Below are 24,705 nucleotides of genomic sequence, written 5' to 3'. Positions count from 1 at the left end.
TGGTCGTCGGCACGGCTGGTCAGCGCGGCAGGCGCCGCCACACCGCCTGAGGCAGCACGCGCATGACCGCGAACACCGGCCGCAGCCTCGCGGGCACCCACACCGTCCGCCGGCCGGACCTGAGCCCGTCGATCACCGCGTCCGCCACGGTGTCCACCGTCACGGACATCGGAGCCGGACTCATGCCCTCGGTCATGCGCCCGATGACGAACCCGGGCCGGACGACGACCACCCGGGCGCCGGATCCGTGGAGCGAGTCGGCGAGGCCCTGGGCGAAACCGTCCAGTCCGGCCTTGGCCGAGCCGTACACGAAGTTGGCCTTGCGGACGCGCACGCCGGCGACGGACGACAAGACCACGAGCGTTCCGTGCCCCTGCTCTCGTAGCCGCCGTGCGGCGGCGAGGCCGATCGAGACGTGCCCGCCGAAGTTGACCGCGACGTCCCGCGCCGCCGCCACGGGGTCGGCGTCGTAAACCGCCTGGCGGCCGAGCACGCCGAAGGCGGGGATCACGACGTCGAGGTCCCCCAGTCGCGTGGCGGCGTCCTCGATCAGCGCGGCGTGCGTCTCGGGACGCGCGGCGTCGAAGTCGGCCAGGTGAACCTCGGCGCCCAGCTTGCGCAGCCGATCCACCGGAGCGGTGCCGCCGCGCGCGGCCAGCATGACGCGGCGCGCACCAGCTCTGACCAGGCGCTCGACGATCGCGAGGCCGATCTCGCTGCGTCCGCCGAGAAGCAGGACGGTGTCCACGGAACCCAGGGCGTTCTTCATGGTCTCCCCCTCAAAGGCACAACCTTCTCGCGAGGTCGGAGCGGAACACGCCCTCCGGGTCGGCCCGGTCACGGATCGCCCGCCACTCGTCCAGGCGGGGATAGGTCCCGGCCATCATGGACGCCGGCATCCGGGAGTCCTTGGCCAGGTACAGCCTGCCCCCGGCGGCGGCCACCCACTCGTCGAACACGGTGAGCATCTCGGCCAGGCCGCGCTGTCCCACCGGGATGTCGAGAGCCAGCGTCCAGCCAGGCATGGGAAAGGACAACATCCCCGGCGTCCCCCGCCCGAACCTCTTGAGCACGGTCAGGAAGGACACCACGCCCGCGTTCGAGAGGCGCTCCACCACACGGCGCAGCGTTTCCTCGGCTCCGAACGGCACGACGAACTGGTACTGGACGAATCCGCGGGAGCCGTACATGCGGTTCCAGTGCGCGACCCCGTCCAGCGGGTGGAAGAACGGCGCGATCCCCTGGACGAGCCCGCGCCTGGCGGCGGGCGCCTTGCCGTACCAGGTGGCGTTGAACGCGCCCACCGTCGCCCGGTTGAGCAGGCCGCCCGGCACCCACGGCGGCGCGGCGAGCCGGGGCCGCGGCGCGAACGCGAGCGGGTCGCGCCGCATGCGAACGGGGAGTTCGTCCCTGCGAGCGTGGTCGCCCCGCGTGAGCACACTGCGGCCCATGCGTCCGCCGCGGGCGAGCAGGTCGATCCAGGCGACCGTGTAGCGGTACCGGTCGTCGGTCGCGGTCATCACCTCGAGCGTCTCGTCGAGGTCGCGGGTGCGCTCGACGTCGACCCACATGCGTGAGGTCTCCACGGGCACGCATGCGAACGTCGCCTCGACGACGACTCCGGTCAGCCCCATGCCGCCGACCGTGGCCCAGAACAGCTCGTCGTCCGGGGTCAGCGCCCGCAGCGTCCCGTCAGCGGTGAGGAGGGTGAGCGAGCGCACGTGGGCGCCGAATGAGGAGTCCACGTGGTGGTTCTTGCCGTGGACGTCGGCCGCGACGGCTCCGCCTACGGTGACGTGGCGCGTGCCCGGCGTCACCGGCACGAACCAGCCGCGCGGGAGGAGTTCCGTCATCAGGTCGTGCAGGCTCATGCCCGCGGACGCCGTCACCAGCCCGGTCGCGGGGTCGTGGGCCCACGACGAGGTGAGGGCCGTGCAGTCGAGCACCACCCCTCCCGAGTTCTGGGCGGCGTCGCCGTACGACCGGCCGAGCCCGCGGGCGACGGCCCCGCGTCCGGTCGCCGCACGCAGGAGCGCCGCGGCCTCCTCCACCGACCGGGGGCGCGACAGGCGGGCGGGTGTGGGAGCCGTGCGCCCCCACCCCGTCAGGAGTGTCATGTCAGGAGTGTTCACCGCAGGATGGTCACGTCAAATACACGCCGACGGCCAGCGGCACCAGCAACAGCCCGATGAAGACCTGCAGCGGACGGTCCCGCAGGGCCAGCTCCTCCGGTTCCTCACCCACCCCGCGGTCCACGAGCAGGGCGTGCCGCAGCACGACGAGGACGAACGGGACGATGCTCACGGCATAGGGCGCACGGGCGGCGCCCTCGTGCTCCTGCAAGGCCCACAGGCAGTAGGTGACGATCATCGCGCCCGATGCCATGACCCGGACGTGCCCCAGGTAGGCGACCGTGTACGTCACCAGGGTCGCCCGGGTGCCGTTCCCGCCCTGGGCGCGCAGCTCGGCCTCTCTCTTGCCCGCCACGAGCAGGAGCGACCCCAGGGAGATGACGACGAGGAACCAGCTCGTCACCGGAACGGCCACCGCGACCGCGCCCGCGTAGGCCCGGAGCACGTGACAGCCGGCGACGGCGACCAGGTCGACCACCGGCTGCCGCTTGAGCCAGAGCGTGTAGGAGAACGTCAGCGCGATGTAGGCGGCCACCACGGCGGCGAGTTGCCAGCCGCCGGCCCAGCCGGCCAGGAGACCGAGGGCGATCAGGACCGTGCCGGTGACGCGCGCGAGCCGTACGGACACGGCGCCGGAGGCGATCGGCCGCAGCCGCTTACGCGGGTGACGCCGGTCGGCGTCCGCGTCGGCGGCGTCGTTGAACATGTACGTGCCGCTCGCCGTCACGCAGAACGCGGCGAAGGCGACGAGTGAGCCGCGCAGCCCCGCGCCCGTCGTGAGCACCCCCGCGGCCGCCGGGGCGGCGAAGACGAGCGCGTTCTTGAGCCACTGGCGGGGACGGCAGGCATGGAACAGCGCGGCCGCCACCGAGTGGGTGGCGGGTCCGCTCGCCGGTGGCACGTCGTCCACCGGCGAGCGGAGTGCCGGGCCTTCCGTGCTGCTCATCGCTGCCGTCCCGCTCGGGTCACGGCCCGTCTCAGTCCGCGCGTCCGTGTCTCACTCCGCGTCGGCAGCGGACGCCGTCGCCGGCTTGTCCTTGGAGGCCGCGGCGGAGGGAGCGCGCAGGAGCACGAATCCCGCCACGGCGAGGATGAGCCCGATGACGAGCGACAGCAACGGCGCGGTCGTCTTGATGAGCGTGATCTGGTCCATGCTGTCTCTGGCCGTCTTGACCAGTTCACCGATGGTCTGCGGCGTGAACTGCGCGGTGGCGATCAGGGCGGGCATCCGCTCGACCCCGTCGGCCGTCTTGAGCACCTCGTGACGCTGCTGCTCCTGCTTGACCGGCGCGCCCGTCGTGGGCTCCACCCAGAACGTCACGACGCCGTCGTAGACGCGGTTGACCTGGACGTCGCCCGGGTCGGTCATGCCCAGCACCGACGCGGGCGCGGTGAGCGTCTGGGTGACCGTGGGCGGGATCTTCTGCTGGAACTTGTAGACCTTGAGCCCCTGGACGGTGTCCTCACCGACGAACGCCGCGTCCCAGGCCTTGCGGGTGGAGGTGTCGAACACCTTGTAGGTCTTCTTCTCCACGCCGAAGGGGAACAGGAAGATCTGGCCGTCCAGCTGGACCGGCTGCTTGTCCACGCTCACGCCGCAGCAGTTGACCCCGGCGCCGTTGTACTTGTTGAACGCGCTGCGGAACTCCGACAGCGAGATCGACGGCCTGCTGTTGGTCACGTCGTTGACGGCGGTGAACTGATCCCAGACGACATGGTCGTCCTTGGACTCCGCCACGTCGCCCCGAGTCGTGACGGTGATGTCGAGGGTGCCGGTGAGGACCTTCAGGTCCTGCTGGCTGAAGTACTGGGCGTTGTCCGCGGAGAGCTTCGAGACGGAGTACTGGTCGGACGGAGCCTCGATGAGCTTGCCCGCCACCTGGAATCTCAACAGCGGAGCCAGAACGACAAGGAACGCCCCGACGGCTAGCAGAACAACTCCGGTGGCGCGGCGCATTCGCTCCTCCTGGGGCATCCCGCAAAGGGGGGTGAGAGACTTTGAAATTGTGAGGTTTTGTACTGAAACATGTTTCTATTCCGCGTTATGTTAGTCGCGCACGTGACCCACGTCACCAGGGATGCGGAAAAGTGACCGAAACAGGTTCTAGCGAGATGTCGGCGAGTTCCCCGCGAGCGGAGAACCCCCGCCCCGTCTCCCCCGACCTGCCGGCCACCGGCGGGCGCCAGGCCTCCCTCGACGGACTGCGCGCCATCGCCGCGTTCGGAGTGCTCCTCTTCCACGTGTCGATCGAGACCGGAACCGCCCTCCGTGAGGGTTTCCTCGGCGGCATACTCTCCCGCGGCGAGGTGGGAGTGCCGATCTTCTTCACCCTGTCCGGCCTGCTGCTGTACCGGCCGTGGGTGCGGGTGGTGCTGGAGGACTCCCCCGAGCCCGACACCAGGATCTACCTCTGGAAGCGCCTGTTCCGGATCATGCCGGCGTACTGGCTGGTCGTCGTCGTCGCCCTGCTGTTGTGGGCGGACGGCCACCGCGGCGACCTGTGGACGTGGACCGAGATGTTGTTCCTGCTGCACAACTACGACATCGACCACTGGTGGTACGGACTGGGACCACAGGGCCTCGGCCAGATGTGGAGCCTGTCGGTCGAGGTCGCGTTCTACCTCACCCTGCCGATCATGGCCGCCGCCCTCCGCGCCTTCGCGACACGCGGCGGCGCGCCGGTCGCCATCCGCGCCAGGCGGCTGCTCATCGGCCTCGCCGTGTTCGGCGGCCTGTCCTACGTCTACACGGTCTTCGAGTTCCACCCCGACTACCGGCCCTGGATGAACATCTGGCTGCCTCGATCGTGGACGTTCTTCGTCCCCGGCATGATGCTCGCGGTCGTCTCCGTCTGGGCGCGGACCGGCGCCGAGGGGCCCCGGCGCTTCGGCCGGGCCGTCCACGCCTCCACGGGCTCGTTGTGGCTGATCGCGGCCTTGGCGTACGTGATCGCGGCCACGCCGGTGACCGGTGCCCGGTTCGTCGGCATCGACGGGATGTGGACCGGCCTGTTCGAGCAGATCCTCTACACGACGGTGGCGTTCTGCCTCGTGGCCCCCGCCGCCCTCGGGCCGGAGCGGGGCGGCCTCAGCGCGTCCGTGCTGGGCGGCCGCACGATGAGCTATCTGGGCCGGGTGTCCTACAGCGTCTTCCTGTGGCAGTTCGTGGTGCTCTACCTGTGGCGGGACTTCACGGGTCAGGCGACGTGGACGGGCGACCTGGTCCTCAACTTCGTGCCGGTGGCCGGGCTCACCCTCCTGATGGCCCACCTGACCTACCGGTACGTCGAGGAGCCCGCACGCCGTCTGATCCGCTACGTGGCCCCCCGGCCGGATCCGGCGAAGGCGGCCGCCCTCCAGCCGGCTCCCTAGCCGATCGGCGTCGGCCGGTACCCCTCCGGCGGGGCGGACAGCGCGGCCCTGACCGAGCGGGTCACCTCGTCGGCCAGCACCTCCTCACGGTCATCGAGCAGCGCCCGCATGGTCCGCTCCGCGACGTCCTCCGGAGTGATCTTCGGTGCCGTCGTCCACGCGCTGAGATCGGTGTCGACGTAGCCGGAATGCACGGCGACCACCAGCGTCCCCTGCTCGGTCAGCCCGAGACGCAGCGCGTTGGTCAGCGACCACTGCGCCGACTTGGACGCCGCGTATCCGGGCGCGCCGGGCATCGCCATCCACGAGGCGACGGAGAGCATGTTGACCAGCGCCCCGCCTCCGTTGCGGGCGAGCACCGGGGCGAACGCCCGGGAGACCGCCCAGGTGCCGAGGTAGTTGACCTCCATCTCGTGCCGCGCTCCGTCGAACGATCCGTCGAGCAGTCCCGTGCCGCCGGCGACGCCCGCGTTGTTGATCACGATCGTGACGTCACCGGCGATCTCCGCCGCGGCCGCGACCTGGGCCGGGTCGGTGACGTCGAGCCGCACCGGGATCAGACCGCCGTCCTTCACGGCGCCCGGGTCCCTGGATCCGGCGTAGACCTTCGCCGCGCCGTGCTCGAGCAGGGCCCGGGCGAAGGCCCGGCCGATTCCGCGGTTCGCACCGGTGACAAGGGCGACTGCTCCCTCGATCTGCATGGTCGTTCTCCGTTCGTGGATTCTCAAAAAGTAGACCGATCGTTCGATTCACTATAGATAGACCGAGTGGTCTATAGTCAAATCGTGGACACGACGAACACCACGAAGGCCCCCCGGAGCGAAGGCCCGCGCGAGCGGCTGCTGCGCGCGGCCGACGAGCTGACCTACCGCGAGGGGATGCATGTCGGCGTCGACGCCATCCTCACCGCGGCCGACGTCGCCCGCCGCTCGCTCTACCAGCATTTCGGCGGCAAGGAAGGCCTCGTCACAGAGGTGCTCGCGAAGACCTCCGAACGCACCGAGCGGCTCTACGCCGACGCCCTGGCCGCCGGCGGAGACGATCCACGCGAGCGGCTGCGGTCTCTCTTCGCCGTCCTCGAGAAGATCCCGGACGCGCCCGGATACCGCGGTTGCCCCTTCGTCAACGCCGATCTCACGCTCGCCGACCCGGCACACCCGGCACACGACGTGATCCGCGCTCACAAGCGCCGCCTGCGCGCGCTGCTGGAAGGGGAACTGCGCGCCGCCGGGCACCCCGACCCGGCCATGGCGGGCGTCCAGCTGCAACTGCTGATCGACGGCGCCGCCGCCGTCGCGGCCTCCCGTCCCGATGAACGGCCCGCCGCTGCCGCGCGGGCACTCGTCGAACTCGTGATCTCCCAGGCGACCCCGGCGGGCTAGAACCCAGGGCTTCGTCAGGGGCCTGGGACGACCGCGCCGAACGCCACGGCCTTCAGGCACAGGCCGTCGGGCGCGGTCACCCGCATCCCCCGCCCCACGCCGGGATGGGGGAAGTACACCAGCCGGTTCTGAGCACTCGCGGGCAGGTCGACGCGCCGGGAGACGGCGCCGAGCGACACCTCGACCGTGACGGGTCGCTCGCTGGTGTACGAGAGCGCCCCGACCGCTTCCGGCCCGCCCTGCGACTCGACGGGGAACGAGACGGCCCCGTCCTTCGGCGGATAGCACCCCTCTTTGAGGAAGTCGAAGTAGCCGAAGAGCTTGGCCACCCCCACGAGCCTGCCGCTGTCGTCGATGACGTACGGCTTGTCCGTCGGCCCGGGGTCGCGCATGCTCGCCCGCACCGCTTCGCCGGCGAGTGGCGCGAGCACATGCGAGGTGAGCCGCCGTTCGCCGTTCCACGGCAACACCGCGTAGTCCGGCACCGGCCGAGGATAGATCTGCGCTCCCGCGGGGGCCGACGCGAGCGAGGCACGCGCGGTGTCCAGGTAGGTCTGAATCCGATCGCCCACCACGAGCGTCCTGCCGTATGACGTGATGGACATGATCGACATGCCGACGACGGCGAAGGTCGCGACGGCCGCCGCCAGCGGCATGACCTCCGGGTACGGCCGGCGCAGCGCGCGCTCCTCGCCCCGGACCGGCAGGAAGGACAGTGCGAGGCAGATCGCCACGATGAGGGCCGCGTCGGCCACGTACCGGGTCTCCGTGCCCACCAGTGCGGTGTACCGGCCGCGTGCGAGCACGGTCGGGGCGGCGTCGGCCACGACGACGAAGGCCGCCGCGATCAGCCAGGCCCGCCAGGCGTGCCTGCGGTAGAGGCACGTGAGCGCCACCACGACGGCGATCGTGAGCCACGCCGTGACGACCATCGTCGGGGACGGATCGGCGAGCCCACCGGTCCCGGCCAGGCCTCCCCAGTTGAGCGGGCCCCCGACGACGCCGGTGGGGAACGTCTTGCCGAGCATCCATCCCAGCAGCCCGGCCGTGACGTCCGTCTTGGGCACCCCCGCCCCCTCGTCGCCGGCCGTCCCCTGCTGCGCGAGATAGACCACGGCGTAGGCCGCCAGGAGCCCCGCGTAGGCCAGCCAGATCCGGGGGCGTGCCCGCAGTTCCCGCACCATCGACCGCACCCACCCGCCGCCGGGGCCGAGGTAGGCCGTGGTGACGGCGAACGTCACGAACGGCAGGAAGACGCCCTTGGTCGAGAAGGCCATGCCGAACACGGCCCAGGCCAGCCCCCGCCAGGCGAAGCGCATGTCCCCGGTCTGGACGTACCTCACATGGGCGGCCAGTGAGAAGACGATCGCCACCTGCAGCGGGACGGCGTTGAGCGCCGCCGACCACCAGCTCAGCGCCGGCACGGTGAGCGGGGCGAAGACGTAGACCGCCAGCGGGATCAAGATCCCGATCCGCCCGCCGAAGAGCCGGCGCAGCAGCACCAGCATCCCGGCCGACGCCGCGGCCTGCAGCGCCAGCATGACCGAGCAGACCAGGAACCAGTTATAGGCCGCCGCCCGCGACACCACCCAGACCAGCAGGAGGGCGCCCGGCATGAGGTGCCCCTTGTGCACCCGCATGAGGTAGTCCCAGGTGAGGCCGTGCTCGTGGGCGTCTCCCACGAAGAGGAAGTCGTCCTCGATGAAATAGGACCGGGACAGGACGTGGGCCTTGAAGGCCAGCGACACGACGATCAGCGCGAGGGCCACCAGCGTCGCCGGGCTGAGCCGCGGGGCGGCGAGGCGGATCCGGATCGTTCCCGGCTGACGCGCGTCCTCGATCTCGGTTTCCGTCACGGTCGTCCCTCCACCGCTTCGCGGGTGCAACGTGTTCTATATACCGTGTTAGGCTCCGCCGGATGGAGACCCACGAGGCGTTCCGCGCGGACCTCGCGCGGTCGGTCCGCCTGCTCGGCGCCTTCCGCCTGGAGCAGAGCGACCCGAGCTTCTTCTACGGTCTGCTGGCCAGGGACACGGTGGCCCAGCTGTCCACCTACGCCGACCTGGACGGCGCCCTGGTGGCCGACATCGGCGGCGGGCCCGGGTACTTCGCGGAGGCGCTGCGCGCCGCCGGAGCGCGCACGGTCTGCGTGGACTGCGACGCCGGCGAGATGCGCGCGCGTGACGGCGCCATGCCGGAAGGCGCCGTCCTCGGCAGCGCGCTGGAGATCCCGCTGCGGACCGGCTCCGTCGACGTGTGCTTCTCCTCCAACGTGCTGGAGCACGTGCCCGACCCTCTGGCCATGGCCGACGAGATCGTCAGGGTGACCCGCCCCGGCGGGCTCGTCTACCTGTCGTACACGTCGTGGTTGTCGCCCTGGGGCGGCCACGAGACCTCGCCGTGGCACTACTTCGGCGGCCACCGCGCGGCCCGCCGCTACGAACGCCGGTACGGCAGGCCGCCCAAGAACGTCTACGGCGAGAGCATGTACGCCGTGTCGGTGTCGCGGATGTTGGGATGGGCGCGACGCCAGACGAGGGCCGAGGTGCTCGACGCGATCCCTCGCTACCATCCTCGCTGGGCGCGGCATGTGCTGCTCCTACCGGGGATTCGCGAGGTCGTGACGTGGAACCTGCTGCTCGTCCTGCGCAGGCGCTGACCCGCGGCGAGACCGCCGCCGCGGCCACGAGGCCCAGATTCCCAGGGCGATCAGCAGCACCCCGGCGCCGGCCGCGCCGATCGGCAGGATGGTGCGGAGCCATCTGCTCCACGAGGCGTACGCCGCGGCCTCGGCCTCGTTGACGGCGATCTCGTCGTCGGGGGTTCGCAGGTCGGCCGCCAGCGCGACGAGCCGCTCCACCCCGTCGGCGGTGCGGAAGGTCTCCCGCCGCTTCTCCTCGAATTTGACGGGCACACCGCTCACCGGCTCCACCCAGACCGTTCGCTCCGTCTGGGCCCACCTGGTCACGGTGAAGCTCCTGTCGCCCGGCAGGCCGAGCGCCGAGCCGGGGATGCGGGTCGCGACGTCCTCGATCTTCGTCGCCGGCACGCTCTGCCTGTACCGGTAGGCCGTGACCCCCTCCACGGTCTCCTGTCCGTCGAACACCATCGGCAGGGTGCGCTTCACCTGGGGGTCGAAATACTCGTAGTCCCGCTTCTGCGCGCCGAACGGCCAGCGGAACGCGAGGCCCGCCTGGCGGGCCGCGGGATCGTCGTCGACGTACTCTCCGCAGCAGTTCACGATCGCGCCGGTGCGCCGGTCGAAGGCGACCCGGCGCTCGTGATAATCGAGGCGGTCACCGTCCGCGGTGTCGAGAGAGCTCGACTCGAGCCAGACGGCGCGCTGGTCGTCACCCGCGCCCGTGTCCCCGTTCAGCGCCCGCGTGAGGATGACGTCCCCGACGCGCGACCGCATGGCGGCCGTGTCGAAGTAGGTGGCCGCCTCGGCGTACATGTGGGTGAGCGACGAGTGCTCGAGCGGCACCCGGATGACCTTGTCGTACACGAAGCCGTGCAGCAGCGGGACGAGCGTGAGCAGGAACGCGCCCGCGCCGGCGAGGGCGAGCCCGGCGGCGCGACGCAGGGACATGCGACCCCGTGGAGAGGCCGCCTGGCCCGCGGCGGCGTTCATGACGCCGCCATGGCGTCGCCGACGGCGACGTCCCCGAAACAGATCTGCACAGCTGGTGACATGCCGGACACGAGCACCTTCGACAGATTCGCTGGGGCGGTGAACAGCACCCGGCCCAGTCCCGGCCCGATCGACACGTCGTATCCCTTGTCACCGATGTAGAGGACGACGTGGGCGCTCACGGCCGAGGCGTAGCCGAGACGGACCACCGAGCCCTCCCGCGTGACCGTGGGCAGCGGGATCTCCACTGCGGCTCCGGCCACCGGATGGCAGCCGCCGGGTGCGAGGGCCCGCTCCCCCGAACCCTCGGCCGGGCGAAGCCGTCCCTGATCGTCGAAGACCAGAGCGCTGGTGGACGGCTCCGGATGACGCATGCGCTCGCGCTGGGCGGGGGTCGCCAGCGGGCCGAGCACGTGGGAGGTCATGGCGTAGGCGCCGTACGACGCCGGGACCACGTCGGCCGGGGCGCGGCGGTCGAGGATGACGGCGTCGGGAGGGGCCGACCGCAGCGCGGCCGCAGCGGTGGTGAGGTAGGCGTGCGTCCTGTCGTTGCCCAGATACCCGGAGAAGACGCTCACCGACGCGAGCGAGCCGACGAGGAAGCCGCCGACGAGCAGCCCGCCGGCGCCGATCACCAGGTCTCTCGGCGGCCGCGCGCGATAGGGCGAATCCTCCCCCACGAGCGGCAGGAAGGCCAACGCGGCGGCGAGCGCCAGCACGGGGGCCGCGTCGACGACGTACCGCGTCTCCATGCCCATGAACGCGCCGAGGATGTGGACACGCCCGTAGAACGTCGGCACCACGTCGGCGACGACCAGGTATCCGAGCAGCAGCCCCCAGGCGCGCAGGGCGCGCCGCCGGTAGACGGCGGTGATCACCAGGACGGCCGCGGCGACGAGCGCCGAGAGGACGACGAGCAGGCCGGGAGGGCTGGCGACCGCACGGTCCGGGCCGGAGAACCACCGCCAGGGGCCGCCCAGCGTGGTGCCGAGGAAGGTGTCGAGCAGCAGCCTCCTGATGAACCCGAGCCCCTCGGCCACCGTCGGCCATCCGCCCAGGCCGGGCGTGTTCCGCGCCGCCACGAGGTAGCCGGCGACGTACGTCACGACGACGACGGCGTAGGCCGCCCACAGGCCCGCGTGCCTGCGGAGAACGCCCCGCATGCCCGTGCCGGCTGAGAAGTAGGCGAGCGTCAGCGCGAACAGCAGCACCGGCAGCGCCGCCGCCTTCAGGAACGAGCACAGCGCGACGACGATCCACGCCGTCGCGGCCACCGCGTGCACGAGACGGCCGTCGCGCAGGTAGAGGACGTGAGCGGTGACCGCCATGGGGATCGCGAGCAGCAGCGGCGCGAGGTTGAGCGCGGCCGACCACCACGTGAGGGCGGGCACCGTGAAGGGCGCGAACAGATAGACCACGAGCGGGACCAGGATCGCCCGCCTGCGCCCGAACAACACGACCAGCATCCGGAACACGGCGATGCCCGAGACCGTGAACAGGACCAGCGTGCTCCCCGCCGCCAGGCCCCACCCGTACGGCGCGAGCCGGGTGACGAACCAGGCCAGCGCGAATCCCACCGGCATGAACTGGTCGTAGTGGATGCGGGTCAGGTAGTCCCACGAAAGAGGGTTCTCCGCCGCCCGGGCGACGAACTCGAAGTCGTCCTCCTTGAAGGAGGCCAGGCTCACGACGTCGGCCCGCCAGCACAACTGGAGCACGAGCAGGAGGACGGCCGCCAGGGTGACGCCGTTGCGCCGGGCGAACGCGCCCCAGGCCGAGAGTTGCGCCACCGTCTCCGAGGGAAGCGTGATGCGGATCCGCGGTGACCCTGACCGCGGTGTGACGTCCGAGATCACCTTGGTCACGGCACTCCAGAGAGGTGGGCGTCCCTGCGTGCCGGAGGCGACGCCTGCGGCGCCTCGCCGCCCGGATCGGCGGTCCGCGGGGCCGGAGCCCTGGACGGGTCGTCGGGCACGTTGGCGAACAGACGGGCGATGAGCGGGAGGCAGAGCAGTTGCGGCACGAGGTCGCTCAGCGGCCGCCCCCAAGCCGTGTTCTCCGTGGAAAGCAGAGCGGTCCCGGCCGCCAGGCTCAGCCCGGCGAGAGCGAGCGAGGCCAGCGCGGCGGGCGCGGACGAGAGCGCGCGCGACACGGCCACGACGGCGGTCCCCCGCCGGGCGTGCTCTCCCGCCGAGACCCGCCGGAACAACACAGTCGCGGCGAACAGCGCGGTCAGCACGGCGAGGCCCGTCACGCCGCCGATCCAGAACCCGTAGACCGGCACGAACGGCCACAGCCACTTGACCCGCATCCCGCGGGGGCCGATCACGGGGTGTACGGCACGGCGCCGCGCGGGAACCACGGCGGCGGCCACCACGAGCAGCACGAGCGCCACCCCGACCGCCAGGCCGGCGCGGTAGACGCCGTCCGGCTGATAGCTCATGGTCACGGTCCCGTTCGTGCCCGCGGGCAGGATCCACGCCTGCCGCCAGCCGTCGAGCCGCGCCGGCGTCAGTTCGCGCCCGGCCACGGAGGCATGCCATCCGTCGTTGAAGTTCTCGTTGACGACCAGATAGCTGGCCGCGGTCGCGCCGACCTCGACCCGGCGCTCCCAGCCCGTCCACTCCTGGACGTCCACCGGCCGGGTCACCGTCGGCGGCGCCGCCTCGGCTCCGGGCCTGCGGATGACGGCCGTCCTGATCCGGTACGGGTCCTGCGGCGACGCGGACAGGCGCGTCTCCCCGGCCAGCACATTGAAGGGCTCGCAGGCCTCGTAGGTGAGCGGCCTCCCGGCGAGGACGTCGGCGAGCGTCCCGCCGACGATCTTGGTGTGCACCGGCGCGCCGTCGACCGACGGCGTGGGACCGAAGCCGCACGGCAGCCGGAGCGGATACCCGGTGAGCGCTCCCAGGGGCCGCACGCCGGGGATCGTGACGTCGTTCACCTCGATCGGCCGCGAACTGGACGCGGTGAACGTGATCGAGAGCTTTCCGGTCTTCATCGGCGGGAACTCGATCCAGCCGTCGCGGCCGACCCAGCCCTCACGCGTGCCGCCGTCGCCCCGCAGCGTCAGCCGTACCGGAGGGGGGCCGAGGGAGGAGTCGGGGAACTCGACCTTGACCCGGGAAAGGGTGACCGGGCGGGCCAGCTTGACGTCAAGGGTCGGTGTGCGGTCGAGAGGGTCGGCGTACCAGACCGTCCGGGGATTTCCGTCGAAGGCGGATCTGGCGATCGTCGCCGGGTCGCCGGTGTACGTCGAGGACGAGGTGACGGCCAGGGGCTCCCCCGGCAGCGAGGTGACCCGCTCGATCTCGGAGCGGTCGGTGAGCACGGCCTGCCCGCTGAGGGTCCGCTCGCCCGAGCCCTGGGAGACGTAGGCCCGGTTGAAGCCGTAGGCGTCCTCGCCCTGGACCGCGAGCCCGGTGGAACAGGCCCAGACGTACGAGCCGCGCATGCAGGCGGGCACGTCCCCGTTCCTGCTGAAGGAGACGACCGCCTCGCCGCGGGGATCGCCGGGCGCCTGCGGGACGACGATGGTCCGGCCGGGCGTCACTCCGGGGATCGTGAGCTCGGTGATCCCGACCCGGCTGCCCAGCTTCATCTTGGGCTCGTAGGCCAGCTTCGTGATCCGGATGCGCACACGCGTGGTCGGCCCCGGCGGCAGGGCGAGGCGTTGCGGCTCGGCGGTCGCCGTGACGGCCTGGCGCCGGGTTCCCGCGTCGGTCTCGACCGCGACCTCCGAGGGCGGCGGCCCGATGTACGACTGGTCCAGCGCGAGCGTCACATAGGGGATGTCCGTGGCCTTGGTGAGTGTGACCTCGAGCCACTCGCCCAGCGGGCCGTTCCACCCGGCCGACCGCCAGCCGGTCCGCCTGTCTCCGTCGAGGGCCGCGAAGGGCTGGCGTCCGGGATCGCGCGAGCCCGGTATCGCGGTGGCGTCGGCCTCCGACGAGGACGCCCGCACACCGGCTATCTCCAGATACCGCGCGGTCGACTGGAAGGGTTCCCATGCGGGATCGGTGAGATCGGGTCCCGACGTGGTCTCGCCGGGTGTGAGGGTGGCGCCCGATACCTCTCTCAGGTCGCTCAGCTGGACGTCGGTCTTCCTCAGCGTGTCGGTGACGACCGTGTCGTACGCGGGGATCGCCGAGGCGCCGGGATCGTCGCCGAGCACGACGGGCCGATCATCGGGCAGGAGGCCCTGCTCCGCCAGGTCGAGCACGGCCTCGGGAGCTCCTCCCACGCGGAGCGCCCCCTTCACGGGCACCGTGCCGACCAGCGGGGCCGCGTCGCCGACCCGGTAGATCTCCAAGGCGCTGTAGGGCTGGTCGAGCCAGCCCGAGGCGATGCTGCCGTGCGCGTCGCCCACGCCCGGGCCGAACTGCTTGACCAGAGTGATCCCGGGGGAGTCCTCGATCGCCTGGTGGACGCGCGCGGGCCAGGCCGTGCCTATGGTGCGGCGGTCGAGGTCGTTGCGCACGACCAGATAGCCGACCCCGATCCGGCGCAGCGTGTCGGTGAGCCCGGCCGAGCCCTGCCCCGACGCGAAGCGGTCGTCGATGGCCGCCAGCAGCCGGCTGGAGCCCGCCGACCCCCAGGGGACGATGGTGTGCGTCGCCCAGCGTGCCGTGAGCAGCGGCTGCATGGGTTCGTCCAGCGGACGCCCCCACTGGTATTCGCCGCGCTTGGAGCCGGGGACGGCCAGGACCATCTGGTCACCGGCGTTCTCGTCCAGCCACGTGGTCGCCTGCTTCCAGTAGCCGGGGATCTCCGTGAAGGATCCCGAGGGCGCGAGCCCCTCCGCGACGATCGGCACGCAGGTCGCGGCGACCATCGCGACACCCGCCGCCGCCAGCGGCAGGCGAGCGGGCGGCTTCACCAAGGCGAGCAGCCCGGCCAGCCCGAGCACCACGGGCAGCCGGATCAGCGCGTCGAACTTGTGGAGGTTGCGGAACACCGCGAGAGGCCCGTCGAGCGTCTGCACGACGGCGTCGTTCAGCGGGCCCGCGATGGCGCTCGCGTGACCGGCCGCCACGATCGCCACCCCCACGAGCAGGGTGATGATCAAGAATGCGCGTTCCGGCAGGCTCCGCAGGGCCAGACCGGCCAGCCCCAGTCCCGCGAGCAGGACGGTTACCACGATCAGCCACGGGCTGAACGCCTGCTGGTAGGCCCCCGCCATCCACGGCTGGCCGTCCACGGACAGGAAGGCCAGCCAGCTGGAGGTGCCGCGCAGGACGTTCGTCAGCGACGTGACCCCGGTCGTCGCGGTGGCGTTCTCGATGAACGGGAGGAAGGAGAAGACGTAGCGGCCCAGGACGAGCAGCGGAACCGCCCACCAGAACGACACCGCCGCGATCATGACGCACCACCAGGCCGTCAGCCGGCGGCGCAGCGGTCCGCGAGACCGGGTCAGCAGATAGACGGCGGGGGCGATGAGCACGGCGATCTCCGCCGTGGCGTTGACGCCGCCGCAGAGTAGGAACGCGAGCGCCGACAACGCTGCGGCCCTGCGCGGGCCCGTCGTGCCCTGCGCGCCCCGGACCAGCGGAAGCATGATCCACGGCATCATCGCGCTGGGCAGGAACTCGGAGGAGTTGATGCCGATCAGCGCCTGGGCGTGCGGCGCCAGCGCGTACGCGAGACCGGCGAGGATGCGCGTGTTGGGCGTGCCGACGCGCAGGGCACGGGCGAGTTGCACCACTCCGAGGAAGGCGGCGCAGAGCACGAACGACATCCACAGCCGCTGGACGTTCCACGCGGGCATGTCGAGCTTGAGCCACAACGCGTAGAAGGGGCCCATGGGGAACAGGTAGCCGTAGGCCTGGTTCTGCAGGTGGCCGAAGTAGTCGTTGTCCCACAGGTGCAGCGCCCGGCCGAGGAAGCGCAGCGGATCGACCGCCATGTCGAGCTTGGTCTCGGCGATGATCTTCTCGGTGGCCGTGTTGAACGCGATCGCACCGAGGAGCAGGCATCCGGCGACAAGCCGGAGCCTGTGCCTGAACCGTTCGCCGTAGGAATCGGCCTCTGCGGGCGCCAGCTGGCCGATCCAGTTGGCAACCGTCACTGAGCCACTCCGCGGGAGGGGGGACCAGAGCCGCTTTTCTCCAGCTCTGTGGCAATTAGTCCCGTCATGCTAGCGCCGGTCTTCCCCCACGTGAACTCACGCGCCCACATCCGGCATGCGGCCCCCATCCGCGCGCGTGTACGGGGGTCGCCGAGCTCCTTCAGCGCGAGCCTGACGACGTCGGCGAGGCTCTCCCCGTCGCGGACCAGCCAGCCGGTGACGCCGTGCCGTACCGAGTCGCGCAGGCCCGCGACGTCGTAGGCCACGGTGGGCACGCCGAGCGCCGCCGCTTCGATGACCGTCAGCCCCCAGCCCTCGAACTCGGACGCGGTGACGTTGAGGCGGGCACCGCTGAGCACGGCGTTCTTGTCCGCCTCGGCGAGGAAGCCGCGCAGGTGCACCCGCCCGGCCACGTCGGGCTCGTTCGCGCGGGCCGCGAGCGGGCCGAGCTCGGGACCGCGCCCGACGACGTGGACGTGCAGCCCCGGCCAGTCCCCCGCCAGGTCCGCCGCGAGCGCGACCACCCGTTCCACGCGTTTGTGCCCGACCAGCCGGCCGAGGTAGACGATGGACGGGTCCCCCGGCACGGCGTCACGCGCGATCGGCCGGGCCACCGGGCTGCCGTTCGGGACGATCTCGATCGGCGCGAGCCAGCGCAGCCGCTCGCGCAACTCGGTGGCCGACGACTCCGACACCGTGACGGTGAGGCAGCGCCGATAGACCAGCCGGGCGATCGGCCCTTCGACGAAGCATCCGATCCGCGCGATCCGCCGGGAGAAGAACGCGTAGAACTGACGGTCGTGGACGTGGTGGATCAGGGAGATCACCCGGGTCCTGCGCGACACCACCACGGGGGCGAAGAACGGGATGCCGTTCATGCAGTCGACCACCAGGTCGAACCGCCGGCGCCGCAGCAGCAGCCACAGCGGGACGAGCAGGTGGACGAGGTAGCGGTTGCCCATCCTCCGCAACTCGACGCCGTCACGGCGCTCGGCGCGCGGCTGTCCGGGCTCCCTGCTCGTCACGAAGTGCACGTGGGCGCCCTGCCCGACCAGGTGGACGGAGACCTGCCAGGCGTACTCCTCGGCGCCGCCGGCAACCGACTGGCAGGGTTCCCGGAAGTTCAGCAGTGCCACACGCACGCCGCGCAGAGCCGGTGCGGACGTGGGTTGCCCGGCGGTCAGCTGCGGCCTGCCGCGCTCCGTGTCGTGACCCGTGTCGTGACCCGTGTCGTGACCCGTGTCGTGACCCGTGTCGTGACCCGTGTCGTGACCCGTGTCATGGTCCGGGAGAGACGAGACGCGCCCCGCGGGGTTGGTGTTCGCCCTCTGTGCGACCACGACCACTCCTTCGGGTGACACCGCGCGGGGCGAGCCGGTCGCGGTCGCGAACTGAAAGGACGCTGACAAAGGACGGGGAACCGGGACGGAACGGGGACGGGGAGCCGGGACGGGCCCGGATCCGGGCATGACGGGATGAGGACCCGGCGTATCCGGGCCCGCCCATCGGAAATCCATCAGCCGTCCGCGCCGCTCCCGCGGCTGCGACGTCCGGTACGGCGGGCCGCCGCCCGTCAAGGAAGGCCGCTCCTCAATGAAGGAGGGCCCTCAAAGAAGGAAGGCCCGCCGGCTCACCTGTCGCCGTAGTTGTAGAGAGGCTTGTTCGGCGGTGCCGGGGCAGGCGAAGCCACGTTGACCACCGCCACCGAGGCGAGGCCGGCGAGCACGGCTCCGACCACCAAAGCGGCTAGTACTTTCAACACGAGTGCTTCTCCCTCCACGTGCGGAATCCGCAGTGGGCCGAGACTAGAACGTGATCCAGGTCATAATCCATAGCATTCGTCAAACCGTGATAAAAAACGTTACTCACGGGTATAGCGCGCAAAACCAGGGAGAAGCGGCTCACAATCGCATCAGCAGCAGTTCGGCGTCCCGCCAGACGGGAATCGCTCCAGGTAGCCGGGACAGGAACGCGTTCTGATTTCGGCTTTCCACCAGGACATAACGCACCCCCTCATCGGCGAACGCCGCGGTGAGCGGACCGCTCCCGGAAACCAGGTCCCCGACTCTGCGGTTCAGCGGATCCTCCGAGGCCACCCGGATGCGTCCTCCGCCGGGGACGCCCACCACCAACGCGTCGTCCCATACGACCCGTCGCGCGAACGACTTGGTCGCCGGATCGAGCACCACCCGGCCGCCGTTCCAGCCGAACGCCCGGTAGGCCCCCCAGGGCAGCGACACCAGCGCGCCCGGCGCCGGGTCGTGGTTCACGATCGCCTGGACGGCCCGCCACCCGTCCGGGTACTCGGCCGATCCGAGCCTCCCGAAGGCCCCCAGGGCGAAGGTCGGCAGGGCGAGCACGGGCACGGCGGCCGCCGCGAAGGCGATCCGGCCGAGGGCGGCCCGGTCCAGCCATGTCACCGCGGCGGCGAACCCGACGGCGAGCGCCAGGGCGAGCGGGGCGATGTACAACTGGCCGTCGCGGAACGGCCCGAACCCGGCCCACACGCCCATCAGACCCTGGAGGACACGAGGGGCGAACGCTCCCGTGCACGCGATGACCAGCCCGGCCGCCGCCGCTACCGCGAGACCTCGGACGTACGACTCGTCTCCCTGAAGCCGGCGGCGCAGCGCCTGCCGTACGAACCCGATGAGGGCGACGGCGGTCAGGACGAGACGCACTGCGGCCGTCCCCCAGGAGCCCTGGCCGGGGACGCCGGCCTCGGCGTTCCAGATGCCGCCGAGACAGAGCAGGCTGCCCAGCGTCCCGAACGGCCCGTCGGCCCGCGGCGCGAACGCCGCGACCCCGGCCGGGTCGGCGATCGCGTCGGAGCGCAGGGCCGGCACCAGCCACGGCAGGCTGAGCACCGCGATCGTGGCCGCGCTCCCGAGAACCCCGCGGACGCGGGCCCGCCACCCGTCCGCGGAACGGAACGCCGCCACCGGCAGTACGGCCACAGCGGTGACGAGCATGGCCTGGAAGCCTCCCACGGCGGCCGGGAGCAGCGCGGCGGCCAGCCGGAGGGCGCCGCCCCGCGCCGCCGCCCGTACGGCCCAGGGGAGGCCCGCGAAGCCGAGGAGCAGCGCCCACTGCCCGAGCAGCAGACGCTGGGCGAGGTAGGCGTTCCAGGCGTAGAACGCGGCGGCCGCGAGGCGCGCGGCCGTCCTGTCCGAGGGGACCAGCGCCGCCGCCCCCGACGCGGCCAGCACGAAGATTCCCAGCAGGACGGCCTTCTGGACGATCTGCCCGGGAAGGACCGCCGACAACAACGCCACGACCTGGTCGCTCGGCACGGCCCTGGGGAACCCGCCCCCGTACGACCCCCACACGGGGTCGGGGACGAACACCATGTCGTAGCGCAGCGTGAAGCCCGGCCCGAGCGCCGGCCCCAGTGCGAGCAGGCCGAGGACGAGCCCCAGTGCGGCCGGCGCGAAGCGCACGAATCTGGAGGATGGCCGCATGCCGTACAGGCTAGGGCTCATCTCCCCAGAACAGCTCGGATGCACCACGGCGGTCACGCGGCCGGAAGGGGGAAGACCTGCCGCGTGACCGCCGAGACTATTTGCCGGGCTCGGGGTCGCGCGGCAGGCCCAGCATGCGTTCGCCGATGATGTTGAGCTGCACCTCGGTCGTTCCGCCGTAGATCGTCATCGCCCGGGTGGCGAGGACGGCGCGGTTCCAGTAACCCCCGTCACCGAGCTTCCAGTCGGCCGCGACGACCGCCCCGGAGCCGAGCAGGTCCACGGCCGTCTCCGACACGTGCTGCGCGTGAGAGGTGGACAGGAGCTTGCGCACCGACGCATCGGCGCCGGGCTCCGCGCCCGCGAGTTGCTTGAGCGTCACGCGCAGGGACAGCGCGTTGATCGAGTGCCCCTCGCACACCACGTCGGCCAGTCGGCACCGCTCCACCGGCGTCAACTCCCGCCCGAGCCTGCCCACCAGACCGAGGAGGTCGGTCACCGAGGCGCCGGTTCCGCCCGAACCGGCCGACAGCGACACACGCTCGTTCGACAGCGTGTTGCGCGCCACCTTCCAGCCCTCGTCGACGTTGCCGACCACGAGGTCGTCGGGCACGAAGACGTCGTCGAGGAAGACCTCGTTGAACAGGTTCTCCCCCGTCATCTCGGTCAGCGGCCGGACGGTGACGCCGGGCCCCTTCATGTCGACGAGGAAGTAGGTGATGCCGTCGTGCTTGGGCTTCGAGCTGTCCGAGCGGGCGATACAGATGCCCCATTCGGCCACGTGGGCGACCGACGTCCAGATCTTCTGGCCGTTGAGCTTCCAGCCGCCCTCGACCTTCTCGGCCTTCATCTGCAGCGAGGCCAGGTCGGAGCCCGCGCCCGGCTCGGAGAAGAGCTGGCACCAGATCATCTCGCCGCTCAGCGTCTTGGGCAGGAACCGCTCCTGCTGCTCCGGCGTGCCGTAGGAGACGAGGGAGGGCACCACCCACGCACCGATGATCATCTGAGGCAGCTTGATCTTGGCCGCCCTGATCTCCTGGTGGATGAGCACCTGCTCCAGCGGCGTCGCCCCGCGGCCCCACGGCCTCGGCAGGTGCGACATGACGAAACCGGCGCCGGCCAGCGCCCGCTTCTGCTCCGCACCCTCGAGCGCGGCGATCTCGGCCAGTTCGGCGCGGATGGCGGCCCGCCGCGACTCGGACTCCGCGGGCAGGTCGATCTCCATCTCGCGCGTCACGCCGTCCAGCGCGAGCGAGGCGACGGTCTCGGCCCACTCCGCCGACGACCCGAGCAGCGCCCGGATCGTGAGCGCCCGCCGATAGTAGAGGTGCGCCTCGTGTTCGAAGGTGTAGCCGATCCCGCCGAAGATCTGGATGGCGTCCTTGGCGCACTGGACCGCCGCGTCGGGAGCCGTCACCCCGGCGATCGCCGCCGCGTAGGCGAGTTCGTCCCCGGTCGCCCTGGTGGCGTCCCAGACGGTCGCCCTCGCCTGCTCCAGCACGACGAGCATCCGGGAGAGCTTGTGCTTGATGCCCTGGAACTGCCCGATCGGCCGGCCGAACTGCACCCGGACCTTGGCGTAGTCGGCCGCGGCCGCCACGCACCAGGCCGCGACGCCGATCGCGTCCGCGCCGAGGACGATCGCCGCGAGGTTGAGGACATCGGGGCCCTCGAGCCCGTCGAGGACCCTCTCCTCCGGTACGGCCAGCCCTTCGACCTCCACCTTCGCGACACCGCGGGTGAGGTCGAGCGGCTTCGCCGGGGTGATCGTCGCCTGATCGGCGTCGATCGCCACCCACTCCTCGCCGAGGTCCGTCGAGACCGGCAGGACGAGCACGTCGGCGAGAGCCGCGCCGAGCACCGGCTCGGCGGCACCGCTGATCGTCAGCACGCCGTCCTCGCGCACGCCCGTCAGGGAGCCGCCAAGGGCGACCGCGCCCGTCAGCGACCCGTCGGCGAGACCGGGCAGCAGCTTGGCGTGCGCCTTGCCGCTGGACGCGAGGATCGCGGCACTCGCCAGCACGGTCGGCACCAGCGGCCCCGGGGCCACGCGCTCGGACAGCGCCTCGATCACGACGGCGGCCTCGAGCAGGCCGTAGCCGGAACCGCCGTGCTCCTCGGGGATGTGCAGTCCGAGCAGACCCTGGTCGGCGAGACCCGACCAGAAGGCCGGCCGTTCCTCGGTGCCCGAGCCACTGAGATCTCCGACGGAACCGCGGACCACCTCGACGGGGATGTTCCGCTCGGCCCATCCCGCCACCGACTCGCGGAGCGCCTCATGCTCCTCGCTCAGCCCGATCGCCATGTGATTCCTCCACCACTAGACCCGTATAGAACCATATTCTAGAAGAAGGTTCGCGGGCTAGATCGGGCGGATGCTCTGCGCGAGAGTATTCAGATCAGGGAGCAGGGCCTTGTCGGTGTCCGGCACGGTCGCGAACACCATGGCCGGCTTCTGCCTGCCTGCCGCTCCGACCACGACCACGATCGCCCGGGACGCGTGCTTCTCGCCGTCGACCAGGTAAGTGATCTTGTAGCCCAGCAGCCAGCCGGTGCCGTGCGCCGCCGGCTGCGAGGCGGTCCACACGAGCCTGCTGCCCTCCGGCTGGCGGCGCAGCGTCCACTTGGCCGCCTTCTCGGCGTAGTACCGGTAGTCGGAAAGATCGTCGAGCCGCTTCGGCACAGCGCCCGGAAGGGGACTCGAGGCGATCATCGCCTGCGCCGGCCCCTCGAGGCCGGACCGCTGAACGAACGAGAACGGCGCCGGGGCCGCCGCCTGCCACGGCAGGCCGAGCTTCGCGTAGCCGATGCCGGATTTCTGGTCGGCTACCGATGACGTCACTGTCGTGGCCCGCCCGGCGAAGGTCGCGAGTTCCACGCTGCTCGCGGGAAGCGTGGGCACCGCCGACGCCGGCGGCTTCGGCGTCACACTCGGGTCGGCGACATCCGACGGGCCGACCTGGACCTTCGCCTGGTAGAGCTGGTCGACCCCGGTCGACTCCTTGGGGAAGTAGAGGAGGCCGAGGATGCCCGCCGCCACGATCGTCGCCACGACCGCGATGGCCACGTAGCGGCCCACGGGCTCTTTGCGGGCTCCCCCGCCACTGTGGCGGCCGCCTCGGGAGGCGTTGCCGGGGCCGGGCGTGGAACCGCGACCGTCGGGCCCACCGCCCAGGCCGGTCCCGCGACCGCCAGAGCCCTCGGGGTTCCCGCCCGTGCCAGCGACACGACCGCCGGCGACGATGCGGTCCTGGGTGGGACCAAGCCTGCGAGCGGAGCCTCCGGGCCGCGCACTCTGGCCGAGCCCGTCGGGGCCCACACGCGGCATGGGCGTCGTGGGGGCGTCGTAGGAACGGACGAAGAGTTCGCCGGACCTGTCACGTCCGGCCGGGTTCGCATCGCCCTCAGCCATGCAGGCAGGTTACGACAGAAATGACGGCCTTTGCGGATACTCGCATCACGCTTCAGCGGCGTTCCCGATGGTCCCCGATTCCCCTCGCAATGGAACGGCCCAGGTCACCGCCACGGCGACCCCGGGCGCGTTGCTTGGATACCCGTCGCCGGCATCGATAGACAGAGAGCATGGATTTCTCACGGGGGGCCACCCGCGTCGCGGTGGCGCTGGCGATGGTCGCGATCTCCTCCTGCGGGGGTGTCACGGACAGCCTGGGAACGGCTCCCGCGGCACGGTCGACGACCACGCCCGTGCCGCCGTCGGGCGCTCCCGAGGCGGTCGCACTCGAGAGCGCCCTCGAGCAGGTGATCAAGAAGGTCCTCCCGTCCATCGTGCAGATCACCACGGCACAGGGCCTCGGGTCCGGGATCGTGTACGACACGTTGGGTCACATCGTGACGAACGCCCATGTCGTCGGCACGGCCCGCGAGTTCCAGGTCACCCTCGCGAGCGGGGGCCAGCCGAGGAAGGCCACCCTCGTCAACACCTTCCGCGCCGGCGACCTGGCGATGATCCGGGTCGAGGACGCCCGCGGGCTCACCCCCGCGACCTTCGGCCGATCGGCGCAACTCCAGGTCGGTCAGATCGTGCTCGCCATGGGCAATCCCCTGGGCTTCTCCGGCAGCGTGACCCAGGGCATCGTGTCCGCCCTCGGCCGCACGGTGTCCGGCCAGGGGCCGCACGGGACACCCGGAGCGACGATCACCAACGCGATCCAGACGTCGGCTCCCATCAACCCGGGCAACAGCGGCGGGGCGCTCGTCGACCTGTCCGGCCAGGTCATCGGCATCCCGACGTTGTCGGCCGTCGATCCCGAGCAGGGCGCGGCACCCGGCATCGGTTTCGCCATTCCCAGCGACACGGCCACGGACGTCGCGGGGCAGATCATCAGGTACGGCCGGGTCGTCAACAGCCGTCGCGCCGCGCTGGGCGTCCGTGTGGGCACGGCCGTCGACACCGAGGGGAACCCGATCGGAGCCGTGGTGGGCGCGGTCACGCCGGGCAGCGGCGCGACCAAGGCCGGCATCAAGCCCGGCGACGTGATCGTCAGCATCGGCGGCATCCCCACTCCGACGTCGAACGCCCTCTCCCAGGTGCTCGCCACGCAGAAGCCGGGCAACCGGGTCAAGGTCCAGCTCCTCCACCCCAGCGGCCAGACCACCACGGTCACGGTCGCGCTCAGCGAACTGCCGTCCAGCGGCTAGC

The 24,705-nt window shown here is 71.4% G+C and carries 18 protein-coding genes; 4 read left to right on the top strand and 14 right to left on the bottom strand.

Annotated features, from left to right (window positions below; all coding sequences use genetic code 11):
- Window positions 1-19: 19 nt before the first annotated feature.
- From dprE2 to pgfA (Psi02_RS36730), 4 genes are read right to left on the bottom strand one after another with little or no spacing between them, the layout of a single operon-like run.
- A complete protein-coding gene (dprE2, locus tag Psi02_RS36745) occupies window positions 20-769 on the bottom strand; it encodes a decaprenylphospho-beta-D-erythro-pentofuranosid-2-ulose 2-reductase (RefSeq protein WP_203980479.1) in 750 nt (249 codons plus the stop codon).
- A 10-nt stretch (window positions 770-779) separates the two neighbouring features.
- On the bottom strand, window positions 780-2,117 hold the full coding sequence (gene dprE1, locus Psi02_RS36740) for a decaprenylphosphoryl-beta-D-ribose oxidase (RefSeq protein WP_203980478.1): 1,338 nt from the start codon (window positions 2,115-2,117) through the stop codon (window positions 780-782).
- A gap of 25 nt (window positions 2,118-2,142) precedes the next feature.
- Window positions 2,143-3,078, bottom strand: a complete 936-nt coding sequence (locus Psi02_RS36735) for a decaprenyl-phosphate phosphoribosyltransferase (RefSeq protein WP_203980477.1) — start codon at window positions 3,076-3,078, stop codon at window positions 2,143-2,145.
- A 51-nt stretch (window positions 3,079-3,129) separates the two neighbouring features.
- Window positions 3,130-4,089, bottom strand: a complete 960-nt coding sequence (pgfA, locus tag Psi02_RS36730; protein ID WP_203980476.1) for a cell envelope lipid trafficking protein PgfA — start codon at window positions 4,087-4,089, stop codon at window positions 3,130-3,132.
- Window positions 4,090-4,220: 131 nt separating this feature from the next.
- Between pgfA (Psi02_RS36730) and Psi02_RS36725 the strand changes: the two genes are divergently transcribed.
- Complete coding sequence (locus Psi02_RS36725) at window positions 4,221-5,504, top strand: acyltransferase family protein (RefSeq protein WP_203980475.1); 1,284 nt, start codon at window positions 4,221-4,223, stop codon at window positions 5,502-5,504.
- Here Psi02_RS36725 and Psi02_RS36720 read toward each other — a convergent pair.
- On the bottom strand, window positions 5,501-6,205 hold the full coding sequence (locus Psi02_RS36720) for an SDR family oxidoreductase (RefSeq protein WP_203980474.1): 705 nt from the start codon (window positions 6,203-6,205) through the stop codon (window positions 5,501-5,503). The two genes, Psi02_RS36725 and Psi02_RS36720, sit on opposite strands and share 4 nt — an antisense overlap.
- 84 nt (window positions 6,206-6,289) lie before the next feature.
- Between Psi02_RS36720 and Psi02_RS36715 the strand changes: the two genes are divergently transcribed.
- Entirely contained in the window at window positions 6,290-6,886 is a 597-nt protein-coding gene (locus tag Psi02_RS36715) for a TetR/AcrR family transcriptional regulator (RefSeq protein ID WP_239095471.1), read from the top strand.
- 14 nt (window positions 6,887-6,900) lie between these two features.
- On the opposite strand, the gene Psi02_RS36710 is transcribed toward Psi02_RS36715, so the two are convergent.
- Window positions 6,901-8,742 carry a glycosyltransferase family protein gene (locus Psi02_RS36710; RefSeq protein ID WP_203980473.1) on the bottom strand — a complete coding sequence of 614 codons (1,842 nt, stop codon included), beginning with the start codon at window positions 8,740-8,742 and terminating at the stop codon, window positions 6,901-6,903.
- A gap of 62 nt (window positions 8,743-8,804) precedes the next feature.
- On the opposite strand from Psi02_RS36710, the gene Psi02_RS36705 reads away from it, so the two are divergent.
- Entirely contained in the window at window positions 8,805-9,545 is a 741-nt protein-coding gene (locus tag Psi02_RS36705; RefSeq protein WP_203980472.1) for a class I SAM-dependent methyltransferase, read from the top strand.
- On the opposite strand, the gene pgfA (Psi02_RS36700) is transcribed toward Psi02_RS36705, so the two are convergent.
- The 8 genes from pgfA (Psi02_RS36700) to Psi02_RS36670 form a co-directional block, all read right to left on the bottom strand.
- Window positions 9,486-10,475, bottom strand: a complete 990-nt coding sequence (gene pgfA / locus Psi02_RS36700; protein WP_203980471.1) for a cell envelope lipid trafficking protein PgfA — start codon at window positions 10,473-10,475, stop codon at window positions 9,486-9,488. The genes Psi02_RS36705 and pgfA (Psi02_RS36700) overlap by 60 nt on opposite strands.
- Window positions 10,476-10,513: 38 nt before the next feature.
- Window positions 10,514-12,382, bottom strand: a complete 1,869-nt coding sequence (locus Psi02_RS36695; protein ID WP_203980470.1) for a hypothetical protein — start codon at window positions 12,380-12,382, stop codon at window positions 10,514-10,516.
- Window positions 12,379-16,584 (bottom strand): alpha-(1->3)-arabinofuranosyltransferase domain-containing protein, encoded by a 4,206-nt coding sequence (locus Psi02_RS36690; protein WP_203980469.1) that lies wholly within the window; start codon window positions 16,582-16,584, stop codon window positions 12,379-12,381. Before Psi02_RS36690 ends, Psi02_RS36695 begins: the two co-directional genes overlap by 4 nt.
- Window positions 16,581-17,924: a glycosyltransferase family 4 protein gene (locus tag Psi02_RS36685; RefSeq protein WP_239095470.1), complete on the bottom strand. Its 1,344-nt coding sequence runs from the start codon at window positions 17,922-17,924 to the stop codon at window positions 16,581-16,583. The genes Psi02_RS36690 and Psi02_RS36685 overlap by 4 nt, the downstream gene beginning before the upstream one ends.
- Window positions 17,925-18,214: 290 nt before the next feature.
- Window positions 18,215-18,346, bottom strand: coding sequence for a hypothetical protein (locus Psi02_RS40935; RefSeq protein WP_275409625.1), 132 nt, complete (start codon window positions 18,344-18,346; stop codon window positions 18,215-18,217).
- Between the two features lie 139 nt (window positions 18,347-18,485).
- The gene (locus Psi02_RS36680) at window positions 18,486-20,045 is read right to left on the bottom strand and encodes an MmpA family trehalose lipid delivery protein (protein WP_203980468.1); all 1,560 of its coding nucleotides are present in this window, start codon (window positions 20,043-20,045) and stop codon (window positions 18,486-18,488) included.
- 97 nt (window positions 20,046-20,142) lie between these two features.
- A complete protein-coding gene (locus Psi02_RS36675) occupies window positions 20,143-22,350 on the bottom strand; it encodes an acyl-CoA dehydrogenase family protein (protein WP_203980467.1) in 2,208 nt (735 codons plus the stop codon).
- 57 nt (window positions 22,351-22,407) lie between these two features.
- Window positions 22,408-23,457 carry a hypothetical protein gene (locus tag Psi02_RS36670; protein ID WP_203980466.1) on the bottom strand — a complete coding sequence of 350 codons (1,050 nt, stop codon included), beginning with the start codon at window positions 23,455-23,457 and terminating at the stop codon, window positions 22,408-22,410.
- A 170-nt stretch (window positions 23,458-23,627) separates the two neighbouring features.
- On the opposite strand from Psi02_RS36670, the gene Psi02_RS36665 reads away from it, so the two are divergent.
- Window positions 23,628-24,704 carry a S1C family serine protease gene (locus Psi02_RS36665; protein ID WP_203980465.1) on the top strand — a complete coding sequence of 359 codons (1,077 nt, stop codon included), beginning with the start codon at window positions 23,628-23,630 and terminating at the stop codon, window positions 24,702-24,704.
- The last annotated feature ends 1 nt before the right edge of the window (window position 24,705 follow it).

This window comes from Planotetraspora silvatica (genome assembly GCF_016863315.1).
Classification (GTDB): domain Bacteria; phylum Actinomycetota; class Actinomycetes; order Streptosporangiales; family Streptosporangiaceae; genus Planotetraspora; species Planotetraspora silvatica.
The sequence above is the reverse complement of the archived record's forward strand: the minus strand, read 5'-3'. Positions and strand labels throughout refer to the sequence as shown.

Coding starts and splice junctions, on each gene's coding strand:
- Psi02_RS36720 (WP_203980474.1), bottom strand. CDS start 6,205: ATGCAGATCGAGGGAGCAGTCGCCCTTGTCACCGGTGCGAACCGCGGA.
- Psi02_RS36735 (WP_203980477.1), bottom strand. CDS start 3,078: ATGAGCAGCACGGAAGGCCCGGCACTCCGCTCGCCGGTGGACGACGTG.
- Psi02_RS36680 (WP_203980468.1), bottom strand. CDS start 20,045: ATGCGGCCATCCTCCAGATTCGTGCGCTTCGCGCCGGCCGCACTGGGG.
- pgfA (WP_203980471.1), bottom strand. CDS start 10,475: ATGTCCCTGCGTCGCGCCGCCGGGCTCGCCCTCGCCGGCGCGGGCGCG.
- pgfA (WP_203980476.1), bottom strand. CDS start 4,089: ATGCGCCGCGCCACCGGAGTTGTTCTGCTAGCCGTCGGGGCGTTCCTT.
- Psi02_RS36675 (WP_203980467.1), bottom strand. CDS start 22,350: ATGGCGATCGGGCTGAGCGAGGAGCATGAGGCGCTCCGCGAGTCGGTG.
- Psi02_RS36665 (WP_203980465.1), top strand. CDS start 23,628: ATGGATTTCTCACGGGGGGCCACCCGCGTCGCGGTGGCGCTGGCGATG.
- Psi02_RS36670 (WP_203980466.1), bottom strand. CDS start 23,457: ATGGCTGAGGGCGATGCGAACCCGGCCGGACGTGACAGGTCCGGCGAA.
- dprE1 (WP_203980478.1), bottom strand. CDS start 2,117: ATGACACTCCTGACGGGGTGGGGGCGCACGGCTCCCACACCCGCCCGC.
- Psi02_RS36705 (WP_203980472.1), top strand. CDS start 8,805: ATGGAGACCCACGAGGCGTTCCGCGCGGACCTCGCGCGGTCGGTCCGC.
- dprE2 (WP_203980479.1), bottom strand. CDS start 769: ATGAAGAACGCCCTGGGTTCCGTGGACACCGTCCTGCTTCTCGGCGGA.